The sequence below is a fragment of the Desulfosporosinus orientis DSM 765 genome (assembly GCF_000235605.1).
Classification (GTDB): domain Bacteria; phylum Bacillota; class Desulfitobacteriia; order Desulfitobacteriales; family Desulfitobacteriaceae; genus Desulfosporosinus; species Desulfosporosinus orientis.
In genome coordinates, this window is sequence record NC_016584.1 from 866,020 (window position 1) to 888,550 (window position 22,531).

General features: G+C 42.9%; 21 protein-coding genes and 1 pseudogene. All 22 read left to right on the forward strand.

The window, feature by feature from the left end; all coding sequences use genetic code 11:
• The first annotated feature begins 6 nt into the window (after positions 1-6).
• Entirely contained in the window at positions 7-1,164 is a 1,158-nt protein-coding gene (locus tag DESOR_RS04165) for an acetyl-CoA C-acyltransferase (protein ID WP_014183358.1), read from the forward strand.
• Positions 1,165-1,359: 195 nt separating this feature from the next.
• Complete coding sequence (locus DESOR_RS04170; RefSeq protein WP_014183359.1) at positions 1,360-2,700, forward strand: acetyl-CoA hydrolase/transferase family protein; 1,341 nt, start codon at positions 1,360-1,362, stop codon at positions 2,698-2,700.
• 28 nt (positions 2,701-2,728) lie between these two features.
• Positions 2,729-3,793, forward strand: coding sequence for a zinc-binding dehydrogenase (locus DESOR_RS04175; RefSeq protein ID WP_042331915.1), 1,065 nt, complete (start codon positions 2,729-2,731; stop codon positions 3,791-3,793).
• Between the two features lie 354 nt (positions 3,794-4,147).
• On the forward strand, positions 4,148-5,800 hold the full coding sequence (locus DESOR_RS04180; protein WP_014183361.1) for a long-chain-fatty-acid--CoA ligase: 1,653 nt from the start codon (positions 4,148-4,150) through the stop codon (positions 5,798-5,800).
• 418 nt (positions 5,801-6,218) lie between these two features.
• Positions 6,219-7,691, forward strand: coding sequence for a 4-hydroxyphenylacetate 3-hydroxylase family protein (locus DESOR_RS04185; RefSeq protein WP_014183362.1), 1,473 nt, complete (start codon positions 6,219-6,221; stop codon positions 7,689-7,691).
• Positions 7,692-7,734: 43 nt separating this feature from the next.
• Entirely contained in the window at positions 7,735-8,916 is a 1,182-nt protein-coding gene (locus tag DESOR_RS04190; RefSeq protein WP_014183363.1) for a thiolase family protein, read from the forward strand.
• 273 nt (positions 8,917-9,189) lie between these two features.
• Positions 9,190-9,876, forward strand: a complete 687-nt coding sequence (locus tag DESOR_RS04195; protein ID WP_242832453.1) for a DUF6282 family protein — start codon at positions 9,190-9,192, stop codon at positions 9,874-9,876.
• Positions 9,860-10,693, forward strand: a complete 834-nt coding sequence (locus DESOR_RS04200) for a 4Fe-4S binding protein (protein ID WP_014183365.1) — start codon at positions 9,860-9,862, stop codon at positions 10,691-10,693. Before DESOR_RS04195 ends, DESOR_RS04200 begins: the two co-directional genes overlap by 17 nt.
• 14 nt (positions 10,694-10,707) lie before the next feature.
• The gene (locus DESOR_RS04205) at positions 10,708-11,010 is read left to right on the forward strand and encodes a 4Fe-4S binding protein (RefSeq protein ID WP_014183366.1); all 303 of its coding nucleotides are present in this window, start codon (positions 10,708-10,710) and stop codon (positions 11,008-11,010) included.
• 41 nt (positions 11,011-11,051) lie between these two features.
• Positions 11,052-11,642: a hypothetical protein gene (locus tag DESOR_RS04210; RefSeq protein WP_014183367.1), complete on the forward strand. Its 591-nt coding sequence runs from the start codon at positions 11,052-11,054 to the stop codon at positions 11,640-11,642.
• Between the two features lie 11 nt (positions 11,643-11,653).
• The gene (locus DESOR_RS04215; RefSeq protein WP_014183368.1) at positions 11,654-11,851 is read left to right on the forward strand and encodes a hypothetical protein; all 198 of its coding nucleotides are present in this window, start codon (positions 11,654-11,656) and stop codon (positions 11,849-11,851) included.
• 41 nt (positions 11,852-11,892) lie between these two features.
• Positions 11,893-12,291, forward strand: a complete 399-nt coding sequence (locus DESOR_RS04220; protein ID WP_014183369.1) for an FAS1-like dehydratase domain-containing protein — start codon at positions 11,893-11,895, stop codon at positions 12,289-12,291.
• Positions 12,288-12,692: a MaoC family dehydratase gene (locus tag DESOR_RS04225; RefSeq protein WP_014183370.1), complete on the forward strand. Its 405-nt coding sequence runs from the start codon at positions 12,288-12,290 to the stop codon at positions 12,690-12,692. The genes DESOR_RS04220 and DESOR_RS04225 overlap by 4 nt, the downstream gene beginning before the upstream one ends.
• 243 nt (positions 12,693-12,935) lie before the next feature.
• Complete coding sequence (locus DESOR_RS04230; RefSeq protein ID WP_014183371.1) at positions 12,936-14,333, forward strand: sigma-54 interaction domain-containing protein; 1,398 nt, start codon at positions 12,936-12,938, stop codon at positions 14,331-14,333.
• A gap of 295 nt (positions 14,334-14,628) precedes the next feature.
• Complete coding sequence (locus tag DESOR_RS04235; RefSeq protein WP_014183372.1) at positions 14,629-15,408, forward strand: enoyl-CoA hydratase/isomerase family protein; 780 nt, start codon at positions 14,629-14,631, stop codon at positions 15,406-15,408.
• 98 nt (positions 15,409-15,506) lie between these two features.
• Positions 15,507-16,982 (forward strand): 4-hydroxyphenylacetate 3-hydroxylase family protein, encoded by a 1,476-nt coding sequence (locus DESOR_RS04240; RefSeq protein WP_014183373.1) that lies wholly within the window; start codon positions 15,507-15,509, stop codon positions 16,980-16,982.
• A gap of 138 nt (positions 16,983-17,120) precedes the next feature.
• Entirely contained in the window at positions 17,121-18,935 is a 1,815-nt protein-coding gene (locus tag DESOR_RS04245) for an acyl-CoA dehydrogenase family protein (protein WP_014183374.1), read from the forward strand.
• Positions 18,936-18,952: 17 nt separating this feature from the next.
• Entirely contained in the window at positions 18,953-19,093 is a 141-nt protein-coding gene (locus DESOR_RS29240; protein ID WP_158309006.1) for a hypothetical protein, read from the forward strand.
• A 168-nt stretch (positions 19,094-19,261) separates the two neighbouring features.
• Positions 19,262-20,128, forward strand: a complete 867-nt coding sequence (locus DESOR_RS04250; RefSeq protein ID WP_014183375.1) for a 3-hydroxyacyl-CoA dehydrogenase family protein — start codon at positions 19,262-19,264, stop codon at positions 20,126-20,128.
• 128 nt (positions 20,129-20,256) lie between these two features.
• On the forward strand, positions 20,257-21,021 hold the full coding sequence (locus DESOR_RS04255) for an SDR family NAD(P)-dependent oxidoreductase (protein ID WP_014183376.1): 765 nt from the start codon (positions 20,257-20,259) through the stop codon (positions 21,019-21,021).
• Between the two features lie 42 nt (positions 21,022-21,063).
• Complete coding sequence (locus DESOR_RS04260; RefSeq protein ID WP_014183377.1) at positions 21,064-22,365, forward strand: DUF362 domain-containing protein; 1,302 nt, start codon at positions 21,064-21,066, stop codon at positions 22,363-22,365.
• Positions 22,366-22,413: 48 nt separating this feature from the next.
• A pseudogene (locus tag DESOR_RS30105) lies at positions 22,414-22,512 on the forward strand (TetR/AcrR family transcriptional regulator C-terminal domain-containing protein); the annotation flags it as partial.
• Positions 22,513-22,531 lie beyond the last annotated feature (19 nt).

Genomic DNA, 22,531 nt, shown 5'->3' on the forward strand with positions numbered 1-22,531 from the left:
AAAAGAATGCAGCAAGCCTATATTATACAGGCCAAACGAACGGCTATCGGAAAGTCCGGCAGAGGGGCCTTGGCACAAGTCAGACCCGATGATTTAGGTGCTTATGTTATTCAGGACATTCTTAAGAATGTGCCTGCGCTTGATCCTAAGGAAATTGAAGACTGTGTCATCGGCTGCTCCTTCCCTGAAGGGGAGCAAGGGATGAATGTTGCCAAAATTATGGCCTTACGTGCCGGTCTGCCAATTGATGTATGTGGGGTAACCGTCAATCGCTTTTGCTCATCCGGCCTGCAGGCTATTTCTATGGCAGCGGACAGAATTCGCCTGGGTGAAGAGGATGTCATGATCGGCGGCGGAATTGAGAGTATGTCCATGGTCCCTATGGGCGGGGCAAAACCGGCTCCAAATCCGTATATGATTGTCAACCGGCCGGAAGGTTATATATCCATGGGAATTACTGCTGAGAATGTAGCCACAAAGTATGAAGTAACCCGTCAGCAGCAGGACGAATTTGCGGCATCAAGTCACAAGAAAGCATGGGCAGCTCAAACTAGCGGCCGCTTCGATGATGAGATAGTACCAGTTTCTCTGCCGACTTGGGGAAAACCGGGGGAAAAGTGGTTTAGTAAAGATGAAGGGATTCGTCCAGAAACTTCAGCGGAGTTTTTGGCAAAATTAAGACCTGTATTCAAAGCTGGCGGCTCAGTAACGGCTGGGAACTCGTCTCAGACCAGTGATGGTGCTGCAATGACGCTGATGATGTCAGAGCGAAAAACATTATCTTTAGGCATCAAACCCTTAGCTATATGGCGAGGTTTTGCGGTTGCTGGTGTTGAGCCGGAGCTTATGGGTATTGGTCCAATTAAAGCCATTCCTAAGGTTCTAAAACAAGTTGGCTTAACACTTGACCAAATTGATCTCTTTGAACTTAATGAAGCTTTTGCATCTCAGTCCCTGGCGATCTTAAAGACGCTGGACATAGACCCTGCAAAAGTAAATGTTAATGGTGGGGCTATTGCCTTTGGTCACCCTCTCGGATGTACCGGGGCTAAGCTTACAGCAACCCTATTATCAGAAATGAAGAAAAGGAAGCTGAAGTATGGTATGGTAACCATGTGTATTGGCGGCGGCATGGGAGCTGCCGGAGTTTACGAGTTACTCTAAACACTCTAGACAGGGGGACGGTTCTTCTGTCTGGCTAGTAGGTCAGATGAAATTAAGGGGCAAATTGCTCGTTCACACACTAAGCAATTGTCCCCTTAATTATTGGTCAGTTGGGCTGTAAACATAGGGGTTATGCTTAGGTTATTGTAGGGCAGACCATCGGAGATAGGTCAAAAGATGAGGAGGAAGATAGCAATGTCTAAATGGTTAAAGGAATACCAAAGTAAACTTGTTTCCCCTGAGAAGGCCGTTAGTGTAGTGAAAAATGGCGATTGGATCGGTTCTTCCTATGCTGCAAACGTTTTGCCGGTTCTAGACAAGGCCTTGGCTGCACGTGCTCATGAACTTTATGACATTAAACTTATCGGTGGAGTATCTTCAAGAATCTATGATTGGTTTAAAGCTGACCCTAATGGTGAACATTTTACTTGGAATTGTTCTCACTTTTCTGCAGTCGACCGTTATATGGCTCAAACGGGCAGCGTTTATTATATGCCCCTCAAATATTCAGAAATTTTACGCTATATTCGTGAGAACTTGACCGTTGATATTCTCATGCTTCAAGTAGCTCCTATGGACATGCATGGTAACTTTAATCTTGGACCTACTATTTCTCATTATCGAGCTTCGATGGATGTTGCCAAAATCATTATTGTTGAGGTTAATGAAGATATGCCCATAACCCATGGCGGTTACGGTCATTACATTCATATTTCTGAAGTGGATTATATCGTTGAAGCTGGGCACTGCGGGATGTCTCAAGTTGCTTCAGAAGAGCCGGTGGAAGTGGATAAGAGGATTGCGGATTTTGTTATTAAAGAAATCAGAGATGGAGATTGTCTGCAGCTAGGTATTGGTGCAATGCCCAGTGCCTTAGGACAATTAATTGCAAAGTCTGATTTGAAAGATTTAGGTGCTCACACAGAAATGTTATGTGACGCTTTTGTGGATATGGTGGATGCTGGAGTACTTACCGGCAGGAAAAAACAGCTCGACCCAGGCCGAATCGTTTATACCTTTGGTTTAGGAACTCAAAAGCTCTATGATTTTATTGATAACAACCCAGCAGTGGCAGGTTATACAGCGGATTATACCAATGATCGCAAGATTGCCAGTCTAAATGACAATGTTGTATCCATTAATAATTCCCTTGAGATTGATCTTACCGGTCAAGTTTGTTCGGAATCTGTTGGACCCCGTATGATTAGTGGTTCAGGCGGACAATTAGACTTTGTAGAAACCGCTTACCATTCAAAAGGCGGGCGAAGCTTTATTTGTATGGCTTCAACTTTTACTGATAAGCAAGGACAAGTTCATTCGCGCATTAAACCGCTGCTGGCCCATGGAGCAGTAGTGACCGATACCCGTCCGGCAGTACATTATGTAGTAACCGAACATGGTATTGTAAATTTAAAGGGATTATTTACTTGGCAGCGGGCAGAGGCTTTAATTGGTATTGCCCATCCGGATTTCCGTGAAGATCTCATTAAGGAAGCCGAGAAACTAAAAATATGGCGTAACAGCAATAAGAGATAGGTGGAATGGGCTGGTGGAACTTAAAACAATGAAAGCTCTTGTTTATGAAGGACCCAATCAATATTGCCTCAAAGATGTTCCAAGGCCCGAAATTACTGATCCATATGATGTCATCGGAAGAGTGACTTTGGGTGCAATCTGTACTAGTGATATTCACACCGTCAGAGGGGAATTGGAAAACGTTCACTATCCGAAGACCATGGGGCACGAATGTTGTTTGGAGGTCGTAGAGGTTGGATCAAAAATAATTCATGTTGAACCGGGAGATTTATGCATCCTTAATCCTGGTGTTGCTTGCGGAAAATGTTTGGCATGTAAACTGGGTATCATTGTTGCATGCAAAAATGGCGGTGTTTATGGCAGTCGCGGACCTCTTGAGGGCTGTCATGCAGAATATGTTAAGATTCCTTATGCCCATCATAAAAATGCTCTGATTAAGATTCCGGAAGGTTTGACTGAAGAAGATGTCATACTTATTCCTGATATGTTTGCTACTGCCTGGTATGGCCTGAAAAACGCAGATTTCAAAGAGGGCCAAACTTTAGCGGTTATCGGAGTAGGACCAGTAGGGTTAAGTGCCTGCTTATTAGCTAAAAAGGCATTTGGAGCAAAGATGGTCATCGCTGTTGACATACTGCAAAATAGAGTTGAAATGGCCCTTAATGAGGGTATCGCAGATTTTGCTTTTAACCCGAATAAGGATGATGTTGTTAAGGCTATTCAGGAGAAAACTGGTGGATTAGGGGTTGATGTTGTCCTTGAAACTCCTGGACTGGAGGAAACCATGGCCATGTCGGTTGCCTCTGTCAGACCGAGTGGTGTCGTTTCTACTATTGCTGTATTTGGTGAGCCTCTTGTTTTTATGCCACTTTTAGATATGATTCTTAGAAATATCCAGTTAAAAATGGGTATTCAAAAGAGCGAAGGGTTAGAGGAGATGCTGGAATGGATTAAGGAAGGAAAAATTGATACTAGGTTTATGCTTACCCATCGGGCTCCCTTGAATGATATCGAAAATGGTTACAAAATATTTGGAGATCATGAAGATGGATGTGTAAAATGGCTAATTACTCCTTATGAGGGTAAGTTATAGTTTCCAAGTGTTGGTGTATATTAGTTATACAGCAAGTGCAATGAAAAACCATTGATTTTAATTTGAGACCATGTATTGAGTAATTAATGATCAATACATGGTCTGTATATTTTTCATACAATAAAGAGCTATGAAATCACGTTAATTGTTTAAAAAACATACATATGTATTACCTTATATGTTCTTGAATTATTCCAATATAGCGTCGGGGCGGCCGGCATAGATTGGCATAGTTATTGCTAATATTATAAGATGAAAATTCAGAATCTTCAGAAGAGAGGTGTTATTCAAAACATTCTGGTAGTATAATTTATTAATTTGAATCTGTCTGTATTTAGAAGGAGGTTAGACTGAATGCAAGTTATTGAAAAACCATGGCTAAAAAGCTATCCTTCCTATGTAAGCCAAACTCAAAGTTATCCCCAATGGACCTTGGGAGAAATGTTTGATGATACCGTTAATAAAATGCCAGAAACGACAGCTATAATATTTGAAGGAAAAAAAATTACCTATAAAGAGTTTGGAGATCAAGTTAACCGCTTTGCGGCTGCTTTAGCAGATATGGGCATAAAAAAAGGAGAACGTGTCGGTCTTATGGGTCCAAATTGTCCTCAGTGGGAAACAGCCTTCTATGCTTTGCTCAAATTGGGTGTTATTGTTGTGCAAACCAATCCCATGTATGTCGAACGAGAAATAGCATACCAGATGAAAGATTCTGGTGCAACAGTCATTATTGTCTTTGAACCTTTATATCCAACAGTCAAGAATATAATTCAAGAAACCTCACTGCAACAGGTGATTGCTTTTAACTTTATAAAACCTGTTGAGTCAACTCCCGATCTCTATTCATTTGATGAGCTGATTGCCAAATATGAACCTAATCCACCTAAGGTAAGTATTGATCAAGAAAAGGATCTTGCAGTCCTCCAGTATACAGGCGGAACAACTGGGGTATCCAAAGGTGTTATGCTTTCTCATCAAAATCTGGTTTGTAATACCTTCCAAAGTATCGCCTGGTCTCTTGACCTAGAGTATGGCAAAGAACGGGTTTTGACGATTTTGCCCGTTTTCCACGTCTACGGTATGACTAATTGTGTGAATTACGCTGTAGCTTGTGCGGCAACCCAAATTTTGCTGCCTCGTTTCGAATTGGATAATTTCCTGGAAGTTATCAATAAATATAAACCCACCCTATTCCCGGGCGCTCCCACTATTTATATGGCTATCAACGGTCACCCTCGCATCTCGGAATACAAGAATAGCCTTGCAGCAATTAAAGTGTGTAATAGTGGATCCGCGCCTCTCCCTTTAGAAGTTGCCTTAAAATTTGGTGAAGTGACAGAAGGAAAAGGAAATTTAGTGGAAGGGTATGGCTTATCTGAGGCTTCACCGGTAACCCACAGCAATCCTTTAGATCGACCGACTCGTGCAGGTTCTATTGGCATTCCGTTCCCTGATACAGACAGCATCATAGTGGATTTAGAGACGGGGGAAAAAGAATTGGCAGTGGGTGAAATAGGCGAGTTATGCATTCGGGGACCACAGGTTATGAAGGGTTATTGGGGGAAAGAAAAAGAAACAGCAGAAACCTTGCGAAACGGCTGGTTGCACACTGGGGATATCGCTAAAAGGGATGAGGATGGTTATTTTTATATTATTGACCGTAAAAAAGATATGATCATTGCGGGTGGTTTTAATATTTACCCCCGTGACATTGAAGAAGTACTTTATGAACATCCCAAAGTGAAAGAAGTTGTAGTAGCAGGGGTTCCTGATAAGTATAGGGGAGAAACTCCCAAAGCCTATATCGTATTAAAGTCAAATGTGAACGCAACGGAAGAAGAATTTATTACCTTCTGCAGATCTAAGATGGCAGCCTTTAAAGTTCCCCGCCTCATAGAGTTCCGCAATGAACTGCCAAGGACTATTGTTGGAAAGGTTTTACGCCGCCAGTTAGTCGAGGAGGAAAAAGCAAAAATTGAAGCTGCAGCTTCAGCACAGGCATAGGATAAAAGTCAATTAAGCCTTATTGAAATGCGAAATATTCATATCAAGAAGGATGACTTGATGTTATCATATATATTTGTTTTATAATCAAGCTAATCTGTGTACTTTATATACGACCATAGTGAAATAAACGTTCCGAATGTATTATAACTATACAAGTTCACAAATTCAGCGATCAATGGAACTCATAATTTTGGGAGTAAGCATGGATCGCTTTTTATCTTACACTCACCATCAGCTACAGGGGAATTTGGCCATTCATGGATGGTACAAAGGCTGAGGATTGAAGAAAGAGAAACTTTTGGCATGATAATTGCATTCGATTTTAGGGAGCAGTACTTTGCCTATTCCGGCGTGGCTACCTTAGAGGAGTTCGACTGGGAATAGGCCTTATAATTAGTTGTAAGAGGTGACAAGGATGACTTTGAAAACCCCGCAGCAATATATTGATGATATTCGAAAAATGAAGATCGACCTATATATGTTTGGTGAAAAGGTAGAGAATTACGTTGATCATCCCATTGTACGACCATCGGTTAACTCAATGGCAATGACTTACAAATTAGCAATGGACCCTGAACATGAGGATATCATGACGGCCATGTCAAATTTAACCGGACAGAAGGTCAACCGTTTTACACATCTGCATCAGAGTACCGATGACCTGGTAAAAAAAATAAAAATGCAGCGTTTGTTAGGACAGAAAACGGGCTGCTGCTTCCAGCGGTGTGTAGGAATGGATGCATTTAATGCAGTCTATAATACAACTTTTGAAATCGATGCTAAACACGGTACGAAGTATCATGAGCGTTTTGTTGAGTTTCTTAAATACGTCCAAGACAATGACTTGGCGGTGGATGGATGTATGACTGATTCAAGGGGTGATCGCTCAAAGAGTCCTGGAGAACAGCCGGATCCAGATGCTTATGTTCACGTAGTGGACCGAAGTAAGGACGGTATCACTGTCCGGGGATGCAAAATGCATCAGACAGGCTTGATTAATTCCCATGAGATTTTAGTAATGCCCAATAACTCTCTCAAGGATTATGAAAAGGAATGGGCAGTAAGTTTTGCCGTCCCCCTCGATACTCCCGGAATAGTCTTTATTTATGGCCGGCAATCTTGCGATACCCGCAAATTGGAAAAGGGGAGTATTGATGTAGGGAATCAGTATTTTGGCGGGCAAGAGGTAATGGCAATTTTTAACGATGTATTTGTCCCTTGGGAGAGGGTATTTATGGATGGAGAAACTGATTTCTCCACCATGCTGGTGGAACGATTCGCAGCCTACCATCGTCAAAGCTATGGAGGATGTAAAGTTGGTGTGGGGGATGCTTTGATAGGAGCGACCCAAGCAATAGCTGATTATAATGGTGTCGCCCGTGCTTCACACATTAAGGATAAAATTGTCGAGATGTGTCATCTTAATGAGTCTCTATATTCCTGCGGAATCGCTTGTTCAGCGGAAGGACGAAAAACGGCTTCAGGCAACTACCTGGTGGATATACTACTGGCCAATATTTGTAAGCAGAACGTTACCCGTTTTCCCTACGAAATAGCACGTTTGGCTCAAGATGTTGCGGGTGGAATATTGGTTACCATGCCATCGGAAAAAGACTTTACTCATGCCCAGATTGGTCCTATGATTAAAAAATATTTTATCGGCAAGTCAGATATTTCGGCTGAAAAACGCCAGCGAATGTTGAGGTTGATAGAGAACCTTACTATGGGTACAGCGGCAGTAGGCTATTTAACGGAATCTATGCATGGAGCAGGATCTCCTCAGGCCCAACGAATCATGATTAGCCGATTAATTAATTTGACCCACCGGAAAAATCTTGCAGAGAAGCTTTCAGGCATCCAGGAAAATAAAGAGGTAGATTGGCAATAATTAAACCTTGGTCTTTGCAATCGTAATGGAAAGAGTATAAGTTGTGAGAGAGGTTGTTATCGTGAGTGCTGCCAGGACGGCAGTCGGTGATTTTCAAGGGTCATTGGAGAGTCTCAAAGCCCATGATTTAGGTGTTATTGCGTTAAAAGGAGCAATGGAGAAGTCTAAAATATCTCCTAATATTATAGAGGAAGTTATGGTCGGACAATGTAACCAAGCAGGTTCGCCGGGCAACTCTGCCCGTTGGGTAACTTTGAAGTCAGGGTGCCCAGTGGAAACCATCTCGACGACTATTCATCAGCAGTGCCCTTCCTCTATGCGTGCGGCAGATATCCTGTCTCAGGAAATCATGTTGGGAAGAGTTGATATTGCTGCAGCGGTGGGGCAGGAGAGCATGACTAATGCGCCTTACCTGCTCATGCAAGCGAGAAAAGGTTATCGTTTAAATGATGCTGAGAAAATCCAGGACAGTTTAATGATCGGCGGTTTGGTATGTGCCTTTGAAGGGTACCATATGGGAGTAACTGCAGAGAACATTGCGGAAATGTACGGGATTACCCGAGAACAACAGGACGACTATGCATTGCTTAGTCACCAAAGAGCTTGCAATGCTGTGGAAGCTGGTTTATTTAAGGAAGAAATTATTCCTATTGAACTAAAGACTAAAAAAGGGATAAAAGTTGTTGACACAGATGAACATCCTAATCCAAATGCAACCCAGGAGATTGCTGCTAAAGCCAGACCCGTCTTTAAGAAAGACGGAACAGTGACTGCTTTTAATGCATCAGGTCTTAATGATGGTGCTGCGGCTATTATTTTAATGTCGGCTGATAGGGCCAAGGAACTTGGTTTGAAGCCTTTGGCCAAAGTAGTGGCGTCCGCTTCAGGGGCTGTCGAACCAAGAATCATGGGCATGGGTGTTGTGCCGGCAGTAAAAAGAGCTCTTAAGTTTGCAAATCTTAAGTTGTGTGAGATTGATTATTGGGAGATTAATGAAGCCTTTGCTGCGCAGTTTCTAGGCTGTCAGATGGAGCTGGGAATTCCTTTGGACAGGGTTAATGCAGTGGGCTCAGGTATTTCCCTAGGTCATGCCGTTGGGATGACTGGGGTACGAATCATAATTGCCGCAATCAATGAGCTTAATCGCCGCGGCGGCCGCTATGCCTGTGCAACAATGTGTGCCAGCGGAGGGCCGGGTTGTGCATTTATTATCGAAAAAGTATAGATTGTTTCTTCATAGTGTTTATCGAAAGAACTGCTTTATGGCAGTTCTTTCTTATACCGTACCTAAAAGTATACATTGTCGGAATGGTTGTGTACGATATTAAAACATCTAAAGATTCTGCAAGAACGATTACTTAAGTCATGTTAGTTACCTATATACTTTGACGGCGTTGAATTGAACGGGAAGACGATGGATGGGCTAAGATGGAAACTTAATTGGCATGGAAATTGCTTATTCTATGGATATTAGGATTGCAACTCATTAAGGAGGAATATGGAGAAATCTTACATGGAGTTTGATTTGCATACCCATACCAGCCAAGGTTCAGCCTGCAGTCGGATGAATATTTGGGACTTAATTCAAGCAGCTTGTGAAAGAAGACTAGATGGTGTTTGCATCACGGATCATGATTTTTGTTGGAATCCGGAGGAATTGGCCAAATACAGCAAGGAGAGCGGTATACAAGTATATGGCGGGGTTGAGCTGAGTACATCGATGGGAGAAATTCTGATATATGGAGTTCACCAATCATTGCTGCATCTCAGAGAAGACTTGCCGGCATTAATACAGTTTGTGCGTGAACAGAAGGGGGTGATGGTCGCTGCACATCCTTTTCGATCAGATTTCGCCTTATCCGCCTTCTCTAGAGAAGAGCGGGGCCTAGAGCCCATCGAAGTGGAAGAGTTGTGCCGAAGACCACTGTTTGGCTATGTTGATAGTTTAGAAATCTATAATGGTCGGAGCAGTTGGCGTGAAATTTGTGCGGCAAAAGATGCCGCGAAGATTCTTGGCAAAAAAGGGACCGGGGGAAGTGATGCTCACAGTATTCTCAGTGTTGGGTCTTGTGTAACTGTCTTTGAAGACCCCGTTGTGAATGAAGCACACCTGGTCGGTCAATTGCTCACTGGACGAATTCATGCAAAGAAGAAGGAGGTATCACGGAATGTGTTGGGTATGTGATAAGTATGGCAATGGTGAAAAATGGTATCTCAACCCGGAAAACTATGCTCGTCGCCTATATAAAGTGCGCAAAGAAGGCAAAGAAGCTTCAGGTGCCGATGCAGACCCACAGGCAGCCGGAATGGGAGCTGGTGTGGTGGCAGAATTGGTTAAGGCCCGTATCAGCGGGGATAAAGAATGGGAAGATGAAATCAAACGAGAAGCTTTGGAACATGCCTATCAAACCCATTTCGGACAGGTGGTCACCCTTGATGAATATTTGCAGATTTTAGATATTGCATATCCCTTAGCTAAAATGACCTGCGGTTGTCGTCGGGTACAGAGAGGTATGCCTGATGACGAAAATTTTACCTGTATGGGAATCGGACCGGGAATGTACAAGTGGGAACGTTGGCCGGAGACTTATCATGGGGGAGTAGAGTTCGTTACTCCGGAAGAAGCCAAGGAATGGGCTTTGATGAACCACAAAGAAGGGCGAGTGCAGACGGTTGATGTATTTGGCACACCTTACATAGGAGGGCTCTGTCAATGTGAGTATCCGGGGTGTGTGGCGGTACGCAACAGGATTGACTATGATTTTAAATTTCTCCTCAAGGGGCATTCAGTAGCTAAAGTGGACCGAGAGAAATGTAAAGGATGTAAAAGCTGTTTAGGCCGCTGTCAGTTTAAAGCCTTAAATTTGGAGGTTTACACAAATAAAGCTTATATCGATTTAGATCAGTGTTTCGGTTGCGGACTTTGCGTAACAGCTTGCCCTAATGGGGCCATTGAGCTGCTGGATCGGCAAAGTATGCCCGGCCTGGCTGAAAATTGGTAATAGGAGGGTAATGAATGATTGCTCAAATCAGCATTAATTATGATTTATGTAAGGACCCTTTAGGCTGCCGTAAATGTCTAAGTGTTTGCCCATCAGTGGTCTTTGTCTGCGGACCTACAAAGGTTTGGAAAGGCAGAGAGAGTGATCCCCATGAATATAAAATTATCGGCAGGTATTTTGACAAGTGTTCCGGCTGCGGTGACTGTGTTAAGGTTTGCCCAATCGATGCGATACAGCTTAGTTTTGTAGACCATGATGAGTTAGCCCAAAAATATCGAGAAGAAAGGGCAGCCCAATTAAAAGAACGGAACTTTTAAAATTTCCAATATAGAATTTAATAAATAAAGGGGAGTTAAGCATGGCTTTGGATTTTAAAGTTTTGCATAAAGTCAAAGGCAACCCTAGTGCTGAAGTAGCACCAGGACGTCGGCTGAAGATAAATCCCGGGCAGGACTATGTGTATGATCTGCCAAAAGAGCTGATTTTTGCAGTCAATAAGGAATATTCTCTGGAGAATCTGTTTACCTCAGACAATTTAAGCGAGGATTTTCTTTTGAAACAAGGGCAGGAGTTTATGAGTCTTTTAATCAGGAATGCTGATTCAGATCCTTATCGAGACCGGACAGCGGACATGATTGAACGAGTTGCTCAGCAGACTGGAATGCGATTTCCTCATGTCTTTGAACGCTATGTAGAGTTGGCCATCTTGGCTTTACGTCCTCATGATGCTTGGACAATCAGCGAAGCTACAACGAAGGTCTTAAAGGTTCGCAGCTTTAACTGCAGTCTTGGTAAGAAGTTTGCAGAAAAGGGAATTAACAATTGCCAGGCTTTTTGCCGGGCTGTTTATCAGGCAGCAGCTGAAAAAGCGGGGACTACCGCAGAAATGGGTTGTAAGTATGATTTGGATAACAGTGGGTTGTGTGAATTTACGTTTCAAAAGGTATAAGGAGGCCAACCGTGCATATTGGGCATACAGAGGATGATATGGATCAGGAAAATTTAGCCTTGAGACACTTAGGAGAAGGCATTCAGAAAGAGAATATTGGACAGTTTCATGAAGCTTTAAATGAGTACATGGTAGCAAATGTGCTTGATCCCAACTTAGAGATCGCACAGGTAAAAATAGATAGACTTAAGAGGAAAATGGGTCTCTGACAGCGGTTATGACAATTTGGAGAAAAGGAGGGCGGAGAAGTATGCTTTGTAAAGAGCTCATTGGTCGGGAGAGTGAACCCATCCCATTGAAAATTCGCATAGAAGAAGTCCGCAGGTTTGCTGAAGCCATAGGGGTTCGGTTTGATAACCAAGTGCCTGTGACTTTTGTAGGAACATTGCTTCAGGCTAATATTCCAGGCATACAATTGTCAATTCCGGGTACGATTCACGGAGAACAAAAAATAACATACTATCGACCGCTCAATGTGGGGGATAGCCTTACTTATAAGAAAAAAATAAAAGATATTTACGAACGCAGCGGAAGGTCGGGGATTAAGACGTTTGTGGAACTCGAAACTACGGGCTATGATTTAGCTGGTGAATTGGTGTTTTCCAGCACCTCTGTCTTAATTGCACCCTCTAAGGAGGATGGAAAATGAAGCGTTTACTAGATTATCAAGTCTCTGATCACCTCCCTGTCCGAGAATGGTTTCCAAATGATTTGCAAGTTCGTCAATACGCAGAGGCTTCAGGCGATTTCAACCCCATTCACCTGGATGAAGAATACGCCCGCCAAGCAGGGCTGGGGGGGACTATTGTCCATGGCATGCTCACAATGGCTCAAATGGCTGCTATGTTGACGGATTGGATTGGTGAAGAAGGGGTGATCAATAAATTCAATGTTCGCTTTAAGCAAATTGTTCGGCCGGGGGATACAATAACCTTTTCAGGATGTATTAGAGTAAGGTCGGAAAACACCTTGGTTTGTGATCTTGAGGCTTCTAACCAGAAAAAGGAGATAGTATTATCCGGCATGGCCTATATCGTTATTAAACATTAGGCATTATATTTTCCAAAACCCTAAAAAATTTTGATATACAATTTGAAGTGTGCGATTTTGTATACACTCTTTAGCCGAAAATGCCCTTGTGACACAAAAAATACCTCAAATGAGGTATTTTTTGTGTCACAAGGGCATTAAATATAATATTAAGAATATTTGAACTAATTTTCATATTTTACTTTACTTAAATTGCCTAACTCTTATATAATGGTATAAAAGATCATTAAATGGGGGATAAACATGAGTGTCGGAGCCCACGCTGTCACAACCAGCGATTTTCCACAATGGGATAGAGAACTTTTATTTCAGATTCTGGACAACATTCATGACGTAGTACTTGTTATCGATTCCGATACAACGATTGTTTACGCAAACGAGGCATATGCGAAGATACTTGGCGTACCCGCGGCTAAAGTCTTAGGGCGAAGATTAGACAATATCGAACCTAAAGCCATGGCAATTGAAATATTGCGTACTGGAAAAGCAAGCAGCGGTGGCGACTATTTGGATTCTTTAGGTATTGATGTAGTGGGCAGTGCTTTTCCTTTATATAATGGAGAAAATATTATTGGCTGCGTGTCAACTTTTAAAAATATAACGGAAGTTGTTGAATTAAACCGTGAATTGCAGCAAACTAAAGGAGTTGCAGATTATTTAAAAGAGCAGCTAGAGCAGTGGGAACAGCTGCCTCTCTCCTTTAAGGAGTATGTTGGACAAAATAGAAATGTCAAAGAAACATTAATTTTAGCCGCAAAGGTCGCTCGAACAGATAGCACTGTTTTGATTCGAGGTGAGAGTGGTGTTGGTAAAGAGGTATTAGCCAGAGCTGTACATAATAGCAGCCGCCGTAAAGATAAGCCTCTAATTAAGGTGAATTGTGCTGCTATACCTGAGGATCTGATTGAAAGTGAATTATTTGGATATGAAGATGGGGCTTTTACCGGGGCCAAAAAGGGAGGAAAGCTTGGTAAATTTCAGCTGGCTCACAGCGGTACTATTTTCTTGGATGAAATTGGTGACATGAGTATTACTATGCAAGCCAAATTGTTGCGTGTCCTTCAAGAAAAGGAGATTGAGCGAGTAGGAGGAACCAAGACTATTAAGGTTGATATCCGGGTCATTGCGGCAACAAATCGAGATTTAGAAAGTATGATTAAAGAAGGTACATTTCGGCGTGACTTGTATTACCGTTTAAATATTGTTCCGCTTAATCTTACTCCGTTGAGAGAGCGTAAAGATGATATTTTGGCACTCGCTAAAACCTTCCTTGACCAGTTTTCACGCGAAGTCGGGCATGAGCTGACGCTTTCTCCCCAAGTGGTCGGTTTTTTCCAAGAGTATGATTGGCCAGGAAACATTCGAGAATTGCAAAATGTATTGGAACACGCAAGTATTGTGTGTAATGACAAGACTATCGAAATGTATCATATGCCTGCTCAGATAGTTCCTGTTAACAAAGATCAATATAAAACGAAGAAGAAGCCTTCTTCAGTCAAAGAGATTGTGGCTTCTGTGGAAAAGGAACTTATATTATCGGCCTTAGTTACTCATAAGAATAACCGTACTAAGGCCATGAAAACATTGGGATTTTCCAGGCGAGTATTTTACGACAAGCTGCGTCGATATGGTATACAATAATTAGATACTTTGTTATCCCGTTTGTACGCTTTCCGCACGGCAACATGTCAAAAAATGGGGTATTGTATCTAATTCCATACAGATTTGACGAACCTCCATGGGCAAACTGCTCGTTGGAGGTTCTTTATATTAGCCGGAAAGTACATGTTTAGTATACAGCCATCCTTGGGACTGTGAATTAAGGCCGATGATAGCCCAATTTTTAAGATTAGGCATGATTTTTGCAATAGGAAATGAATAGGTATTCAGACGGAATTGAGTCTAATGGTCACTTAGAAGAACTGGAGGTGTACAAATGACATATGAAACGATCCTTGTAGACATAGAAGATGGAATTGCTATTCTCACTCTTAATCGCCCCGCCGTACTTAACGCATTGAATGATCAAGTTTTTATAGAGTTGGCGGATGTTGCTTCAACCTTTGCTGCAGACCCGTCGGTACGAGTTGTAATCATTACGGGTGGGGAAAAGGTTTTTGCAGCAGGGGCGGATATAGGGCAGATGGCTTCAGCTTCTGCGGTTGATGTTGCTACCAGTGACAAGCCCTCACATCAGGCATTCCAATTGATAGAGAATATGCCTAAGCCGGTCATTGCGGCAATTGCCGGATATGCGTTGGGCGGGGGATGTGAACTTAGTTTAGTGGCGGATATACGTATTGCTGCAGATAACGCCCAATTTGGCTTGCCAGAAATAAAATTGGGTATTTTACCTGGTGCCGGAGGAACACAGCGTTTACCACGGCTGATTGGTTCCGGTCGGGCAAAGGAATTGATTTTTAGCGGGGATTTTATTAATGCAGAAGAGGCCTTGCGCATAGGTCTTGTAAATAAAGTGGTGCCTGCTGATCAGTTATTTATTGAAGCAAAAAAAATGGCAAAAAAATACGTTGATCGGGGCGCGGTAGCCTTACTTATGGCCAAATCGGCAGTGAATGAGGGGCTAAGGATGGATTTGGAAGCAGGTCTGCAATACGAGCATAAATGTTTTAGTCTTCTTTTTGCTACAGAAGATCAAAAAGAAGGTATGATGGCCTTTTTGGAAAAAAGACCAGCGAATTTCCAAGGGCGATAGGGTCAAGATTATGGAAGATTTCCTAACAAACATGGAGTTTTCTTTCATGATAGGATTTTTTGATTAATAAATATGCATGAACCGAAAGGAGATCTATTATGAGAACTAGAGCGCAGTATATTGAGAGATTAGGTAAGATGAACAACAACCTCTATTGTAATGGTCAGAAGATGGATAGGCTAGATGAGCGTCAAGAAGGTACTATTAACGTCATGGGTTTAACCTTTGACGCGGCCTGGGATCCCGCTAGCAAGGATCTTTGCACTGCGACGTCCCATATTACAGGAGAGGTCATCAATCGGTTCAATCACATTCACCAGAGCGTAGAAGACTTGCATAAGAAACAAGATATGACTCGGTTTTTGTGCAACAAAGTCGGGCAGTGTATCCAAAGGTGCATGGGCATAGATGCCGCCAATGCAATCAACGCAGTTTCTTACGAAGCCCAGAAGTCCCCTAAAGCCAAAACTGCATACCATGACAATTGGCTAAAGTGGCTGGAACGTTTCCAGAGAGAAGACCTTGTCGTAAGCTGCGCACAGACCGATGTAAAAGGTGAGCGTCTAAAGCGACCAGCCGAGCAGGAAGACCCAGACATGTATGTTCACGTGGTGGAGGAGAGGAGCGACGGCATTATCGTCCGCGGTTCCAAGGTTCACATTTCTGAAGCCTCGATCTCCGATGAAATCTTGGTAGTGCCTAATCGAGCTCTTAAAAAGGGTGAAGAACAGTATGCCTTATGTTTCGCAGTACCTTCGGACTATGAAGGTATAAAGCAAGTCGTTCATATACACAATGTCCGCAAGCGCGAACACTATCAAAGGGGAATTGAATACGGCTATACAGACTCCTATATCATCTTTGATGACTGCTTCATCCCATGGGAACGTGTCTTCCTTTGTGGGGAAACCCAACACGGTGGTATCGCCGCCCTATTATTCGCTCTGTTCCATCGCCATTCCTACTCTGGTTGCAAGCCAGCCATGCTGGACTATGTAATCGGTCTGAGTGCCCTTGCTGCAGAAATTAACGGAATTGAGAATACCCCACACGTGCGTGAGATGCAGTCCAAGCTAATCATGACGGGTGAACTTGGCTACGCAGCAGGCTACACGGCATCTTCCCTTGCCAAGCCAGAAGTCTTCATTCCTGGCGTGGGCAATATGAAATATGGCCCCGGCAGCTATATCCCGAACACCATCTATGCTAACGTCGGGAGATGTTTAACCGGAGAGGCTGTGTTCCACGAGCAAGAGATCCTCTGCAACATCGCTGGAGGTATGCCCGCGACTTTCCCTTATGAAAACGACCTATTAAACCCTGCTACCAAAGATCTATTGGAAAAATACATTAAACGAAATCCCAAGATTTCTATTGAGGACCAAATCAAATTCTGGTTGAATTTCGGGGATTTCGGTCTCTCCAGCTTCTCAGGTCCTACACAATATGGAGCGTACCATGGCGGTGGCTCCCCGATAATGGAACAGATTGCTATCACATCGCAGTACGACATGGAGGCCAAGAAGGATATTGTCCGGGCTATTGCTGGAATGGCACCTAGAGCGAAGAAATAATTGCATAATTGTGGAATTCACCACAGCTCTAAAAATATGCATAGGTATTAAGAAAAATGAAGGCAAAATGTTCAGACTATTTTTGGCAAGATTTTCTTAAACTATATTTTAGTTGTTAAAGTTGAAAGGATGATTATTATGGCAAGTAACTTTTTGTACAGCAACAGGGATCACAAATTTATTCTTAAAGAATGGCTGGATGTAACGAAAATTCTTGGATCAAAGCGTTATCAGGATTATCTTAGCATTGACGATATCGATGGAGTTCTTGATCAGTCTTTAAAAGTGTGCAGAGATGTTGTCGCTCCCACAAATGATGATGGTGATACGATCGGTGCGAAATTTAATGATGGAAAAGTTACTGTTCCACCATCTTTTCATAAGGCCTTCAGATTTCTCCAAGACAACGGATGGGGTGCTAGCAACAGCGACGTAGACGGGGAGGGAGCTCTTCCAGAGATCCTTAACCAAGCTGTACGTGAATATATTATTGGAGCTAACCCTTCTATGTCCCCTTATATTGGGCTGAGCGGTGGTATTGCGTCCGTGATCAAGATGTTTGGGTCTCCGGAACAGATTGCTCTTTACACCCCGAAAATGTTCGAAGCAATTTGGGAGGGCACAATGTGCTTAACTGAACCTGGTGGTGGTTCTGATGTGGGGGATATGAGTTCTAAGGCTTATCCAACGGATGACCCAAAAGTATATAAAATTAAAGGAACAAAATGCTTTATCACCGGAGGAGATCACGACTTAACTGATCAAATCATTCACCTAGTTCTTGCCCGAGTTGATGGAGCAGCTCCTGGTACTAAAGGGTTATCGTTATTTATTGTTCCGAAAATTTGGGTAAATGAAGATGGCAGTTTAGGTGAATACAACGATGTCGCAACCGTTGGTATCGAACATAAAATGGGTCTTAAAGGCTCTTCCACCGCTGTGCTATCTTTTGGAGAAGAGGGTTATTGTCGAGGAGTCCTGTTAGGCAGTGCGCCGGATGAAAAAGGCTTTGGGCAAGGTATGGCTCAAATGTTCATGATGATTAATGGATCGCGGATGGATACTGGACACAGTGCTTTGGCGGTTGCCACGGTGGCCTATAACAATGCAGTTAATTATGCCAGGGAACGCGTTCAGGGTCGTCCTATTAACAATCCTAAAGGGGATCGTGTACCCATTATCCAACATGAGGATGTCCGCCGTATGCTGTTAACGCAGAAAGCTACTTTGGAAGCATGTCGTGCCATGATTTTTAAGGGCTATTACTATTTAGATTTAATTGCACATGGGGATGATCCTGCAGATGTCAACCATGCTAAACGCTCGATTGAAGTCATCACACCATTAGTCAAAGCTTATTGCTCTGACCAAGGCTGGCTGATGATTACTGAAGCCATTCAAGTCTTAGGGGGTTATGGATTTACAGAGGAATATCCTGTTGCGCGTCAAGCCAGGGACGTTAAAATTTATTCCATCTGGGAAGGCACTAATTTCATTCAGTCGATGGATCTTGTGGGCCGTAAGTGGAATCTTGATAAAGGTAATGTCTTCAAAGAATGGATGATGGAGATGGCTACATTCGTACAGGCCAACCAGAACCATGACACGTTTGCTCGCGAGTTCGCTCTGTTAGGAAAAGCATTAATGGCCTATCAGGACCTCGTTGGTACAGTTTTTGGCTACTTTAAAGAAAATATCAGATTGGTTCCGTTGTATAGTACTAGAATTTTGCGGATTACTGCTGAACTCTATTGTGGCTGTTTGTTGATGCAACAAGCTTTAGTTGCCAAGGAAAAGCTGAGTCAGGGAAATAATGACCAAGACTTCTATAATGGCAAAATACAAACCGCTAAATTCTATGTACTAAATATTGTACCTGATGTAGCAGCGACCGTGCGGATTATTAAAGAAGCTGATACTTCGGCTATGGATATTCCAGAAGCAGCTTTCTAATAGGTTCTAACCGGAGAATGACTGGGGTGTCGGTGAAAAACTGGCATTCCAGTCTGCGAAAGAACTGGGAGTATAGTGATGAGAGAAAAGATGTTTATTTAATTGCTACCGAAATTAGTCTTCGTATTCGGGGAGCAAAATGGGCAGTTTCCATTTAGCAACGGGCTAATGCATTCGAAAAATTAAGCCAATCCAGTGTCACGACATGTTGCAGGAATTGTTGGAGGTAGCCAAAAGACCGAATCCAAGCAAAGAAACTACCTTTGCTTGGGTCTAGGGGGATGGAATGATGCTGAATAATACTTAATTTCAAGGAGGTGCTTTAATTGAAAGTTGATGACATCAAAAAGATTTGTGTAATTGGGGCCGGGAATATGGGTCATCAGATTGCTTTGTGCGCTGCTTTGGCTGGCTATCAGGTCAGTTGTACTGACATTAGCTTGGAGATGCTGAGCAAAGCTGAAGGCTTTGCACGCTCATATTTTCCGGAGCGGGTTACTAAGGGGAAATTGACGCAGGAACAGGCAGACCTAGGTATGAAGAATATTTCTTTCACCCAAAACCTTGAAAGGGCAGCAGGGGACGCCGATTTTGTGATTGAGGCAGCAGTGGAAAAAATTGATATTAAACGGAAGCTTTTTGCAGACTTGGACCGGATTACTCCTCCCCATGCTATTTTGGCTACCAATAGTTCCTTTATTGTTAGCTCGAAAATCGCCGATGCAACGAAAAGACCGGATAGAGTATGCAATATGCATTTTTTCAATCCTGCCTTAGTGATGAAACTGGTTGAGGTTGTTCAGGGGCCTCATACCTCCATGGAAACCGTACAGGTAACTATGGATCTATGCAAAAAAATGGGCAAAAGCGGGGCTTGGCTTAAGAAGGAAATTTATGGTTTTTTAGTGAATCGGATCTTAGCTGCACTTCACCATGAAGCACAATTTCTCGCCGACATGGGGATCGCCACGCCCGAAGAGATTGACATGGCAGTAACGAATGCTTTGGGGCATCCGATGGGACCTTTTCGCTTGATGGATTTCACAGGCATCGATCTTGCTTATTATATTGGTATTGAACGCTACCAAGAAACTCGCGACCCTAAGGACAAACCCTCACCTTTAATCGTTGAGAAGTTCGCCAAGGGGGAATGGGGTAGAAAGACGAAAAAGGGTTTTTATTCTTATGAGTAGAGAATCCCCAATGTTTGAATAATTCTTCCTAATGAGAACGTTAACATAGCAATCAAAGTGGCAGTATTACATTTTTAGTTCGAAAGACATTGACCAAGCTATATAATTTTTTTAAGGAGGGGAAAAGCATGAATACTGATTATCTTTCCCTAGAAGGAAAGGTCGCGATAGTGACTGGAGGGAGCCGTGGTATAGGGAAAGCTATTGCCTTAACTTTAGCCGATGCCGGAGCTGATGTGGTGGTAAGTAGTCGCAAGCTTGCTGATTTAGAATTGGTGGCTGAAGAAATTAGAGGATTGGGGAAACGCTCTCTGGCGGTAGCTGCCCATGTCAGAGAAAGTGAGGATATTCGAAATTTAGTAGAAAAGGCTAAAAAAGAGTTTGGCAGGATTGATATTTTGGTAAATAATGCGGCAACAAATCCTGCCATGGGTCCTTTGGTTGACATGGATGAGAAGATGTATGATCAAATAATGAATACTAATCTCAAAGGGTATACCTTGCTAAGCCAGTTAGCAGCAAAACAAATGATTAGCCAAGGCGGGGGAAGTATTGTCAATATTGCTTCAGTATTGGGAGTTACCCCAGACAAGGGGCTGGGTCTTTATTGCATTAGCAAAGCCGGTATAATCATGCTGACAAAGGCAATGGCCAAAGAGTTGGGAGAATTCAATATTCGAGTAAATGCTATCGCTCCGGGAGTAATCCAAACCAGTTTCAGTCAGGCTTTGTGGACTAATGAAGTGTTAATGAAAGAGGAGATGAAGAATACTCCCTTGAAACGGATAGCTCAGCCGGAAGAGGTAGGGAGAACCGCTCTTTATCTAGCCTCAAACGCTTCAGCTTATGTAACAGGTCAAACGATCATCATGGATGGCGGCGGTTCAATCTAGTTTCGGATATAGTTTTAATCATTAAGGTATAGGGGGATTTCAATGACCAAAACATCCGTTTCAATAGTAAAAGTTAAAGATGTTTACGAGTCACTGAAGGAGAGCATAAATTTAAGCGATGGGTTTGCATGTTTGAATATCAATGACAAAATCCTGATCAAGCCCAACATTGTTAGTTGGGATTTTGACTTACCCTTTCCTCCCTATGGCGTAGTAACCACCAGTACCGTAATGGAGGCATTAGTTCGTATCCTGGCCGAACATGGTTTTCGGGATATAGCGATTGGCGAGGGCTCTCTTCCTACGTTAAGCCCAAAAGGGGAAGTTGTTTACGAAAAGTTGGGATATTTTAAACTTCAGGAGCGCTACGGGGTCAAATTGTTGGACTTTAACCAAGGAGAGTTTGTAGCTACAGATTATGGTGACGGGATTATGCTGGACATTGCCAAACAGGCTTTGGAAGCTGACAAGATTATCAACGTCCCAGTGTTAAAAACACATAGTCAAGCCAAAGTGTCTTTAGGTATTAAAAACCTGAAAGGATGCCTCAATAAAGAATCCAAACAGATCTGTCATGGAGTGGGTAACGAGGAACTTAATCTGATGTTCCCTCGTATCATTGAAAAGTTGCCAGTAGCATTGACCATCATTGATGGCCTATATACCCTAGAAAAGGGCCCTTCTCACACCGGAAGAGCATTTAGAAAAGATCTCCTGATAGTTTCTCGTGATCCTTTTGCCTGCGATCTTGTGGGGGCAGCCTTACTCGGTTATCCAGCAAACGAGGTGGATCATCTGGCTAATTACGCGAGGCGGCACGGGTTAAGCTTGGAACTGTCAGATTATGAAATTACAGGGGAGAGCGTGACTGATCAACGAGAATTTGTAAACTATGATTGGGAGTGGTCGGAAGACGATACCGGTCCCGCCGGTTTTAAAAGGAGCGGTATAACAGGGCTAGCGGTACGCAAGTATGATAGTAGTCTGTGTACTGGTTGTTCTGTTCAATATAATCCTATGTTGATACTTCTTTCCTCGGCTTTCAAAGGAAAGCCCTTTCCAAATGTTGAGTTAGTAAGCGGCAAGCAACAGCTGGCATCCTCTGGTTTTGATAGGTCCGTCCTATTTGGTAAGTGTGCTTGTCACTTAAATAAGGAAAATGCCAATATTAAGAAGGCGATTCCTCTTTGGGGGTGCCCTCCTAATCTTGAAAAATTCGTTAAAGTGTTAGCTGAAGAGGGGATTAAGTGTGACTATAACGAGTATGTCCGCTTCCGTCATTATTTGTTTAGTCGCTACAAGGAGAATGAAGGTTTCAAGCTTACGGATTGGGCGATTGAATAATATACCTCTAATACTCCCTTATTAGACTATTTTAGTCTCATTGAGGAGGTGATCCGACACGGTATAGAAAGTGGGGAAGTTTCCAAAACAGATATAAGAGTAGCTCGTCAAATGATTTTCGGGTCCCTAGATGTATCTACAACCGATTGGGTAATGGCTCGCAGCC

Bases quoted from the DNA above. Each gene is read 5' to 3' on its own strand.
- DESOR_RS04205 (WP_014183366.1), top strand. From the start codon at position 10,708: ATGATTGCTCAAATCAGCATTAATTATGATTTATGTAAGGACCCTTTA.
- DESOR_RS04240 (WP_014183373.1), top strand. From the start codon at position 15,507: ATGAGAACTAGAGCGCAGTATATTGAGAGATTAGGTAAGATGAACAAC.
- DESOR_RS04230 (WP_014183371.1), top strand. From the start codon at position 12,936: ATGAGTGTCGGAGCCCACGCTGTCACAACCAGCGATTTTCCACAATGG.
- DESOR_RS04185 (WP_014183362.1), top strand. From the start codon at position 6,219: ATGACTTTGAAAACCCCGCAGCAATATATTGATGATATTCGAAAAATG.
- DESOR_RS04180 (WP_014183361.1), top strand. From the start codon at position 4,148: ATGCAAGTTATTGAAAAACCATGGCTAAAAAGCTATCCTTCCTATGTA.
- DESOR_RS04165 (WP_014183358.1), top strand. From the start codon at position 7: ATGCAGCAAGCCTATATTATACAGGCCAAACGAACGGCTATCGGAAAG.
- DESOR_RS04260 (WP_014183377.1), top strand. From the start codon at position 21,064: ATGACCAAAACATCCGTTTCAATAGTAAAAGTTAAAGATGTTTACGAG.
- DESOR_RS04235 (WP_014183372.1), top strand. From the start codon at position 14,629: ATGACATATGAAACGATCCTTGTAGACATAGAAGATGGAATTGCTATT.
- DESOR_RS04210 (WP_014183367.1), top strand. From the start codon at position 11,052: ATGGCTTTGGATTTTAAAGTTTTGCATAAAGTCAAAGGCAACCCTAGT.
- DESOR_RS04220 (WP_014183369.1), top strand. From the start codon at position 11,893: ATGCTTTGTAAAGAGCTCATTGGTCGGGAGAGTGAACCCATCCCATTG.
- DESOR_RS04245 (WP_014183374.1), top strand. From the start codon at position 17,121: ATGGCAAGTAACTTTTTGTACAGCAACAGGGATCACAAATTTATTCTT.
- DESOR_RS29240 (WP_158309006.1), top strand. From the start codon at position 18,953: ATGACTGGGGTGTCGGTGAAAAACTGGCATTCCAGTCTGCGAAAGAAC.
- DESOR_RS04170 (WP_014183359.1), top strand. From the start codon at position 1,360: ATGTCTAAATGGTTAAAGGAATACCAAAGTAAACTTGTTTCCCCTGAG.
- DESOR_RS04255 (WP_014183376.1), top strand. From the start codon at position 20,257: ATGAATACTGATTATCTTTCCCTAGAAGGAAAGGTCGCGATAGTGACT.
- DESOR_RS04195 (WP_242832453.1), top strand. From the start codon at position 9,190: ATGGAGAAATCTTACATGGAGTTTGATTTGCATACCCATACCAGCCAA.
- DESOR_RS04200 (WP_014183365.1), top strand. From the start codon at position 9,860: ATGTGTTGGGTATGTGATAAGTATGGCAATGGTGAAAAATGGTATCTC.
- DESOR_RS04225 (WP_014183370.1), top strand. From the start codon at position 12,288: ATGAAGCGTTTACTAGATTATCAAGTCTCTGATCACCTCCCTGTCCGA.
- DESOR_RS04175 (WP_042331915.1), top strand. From the start codon at position 2,729: ATGAAAGCTCTTGTTTATGAAGGACCCAATCAATATTGCCTCAAAGAT.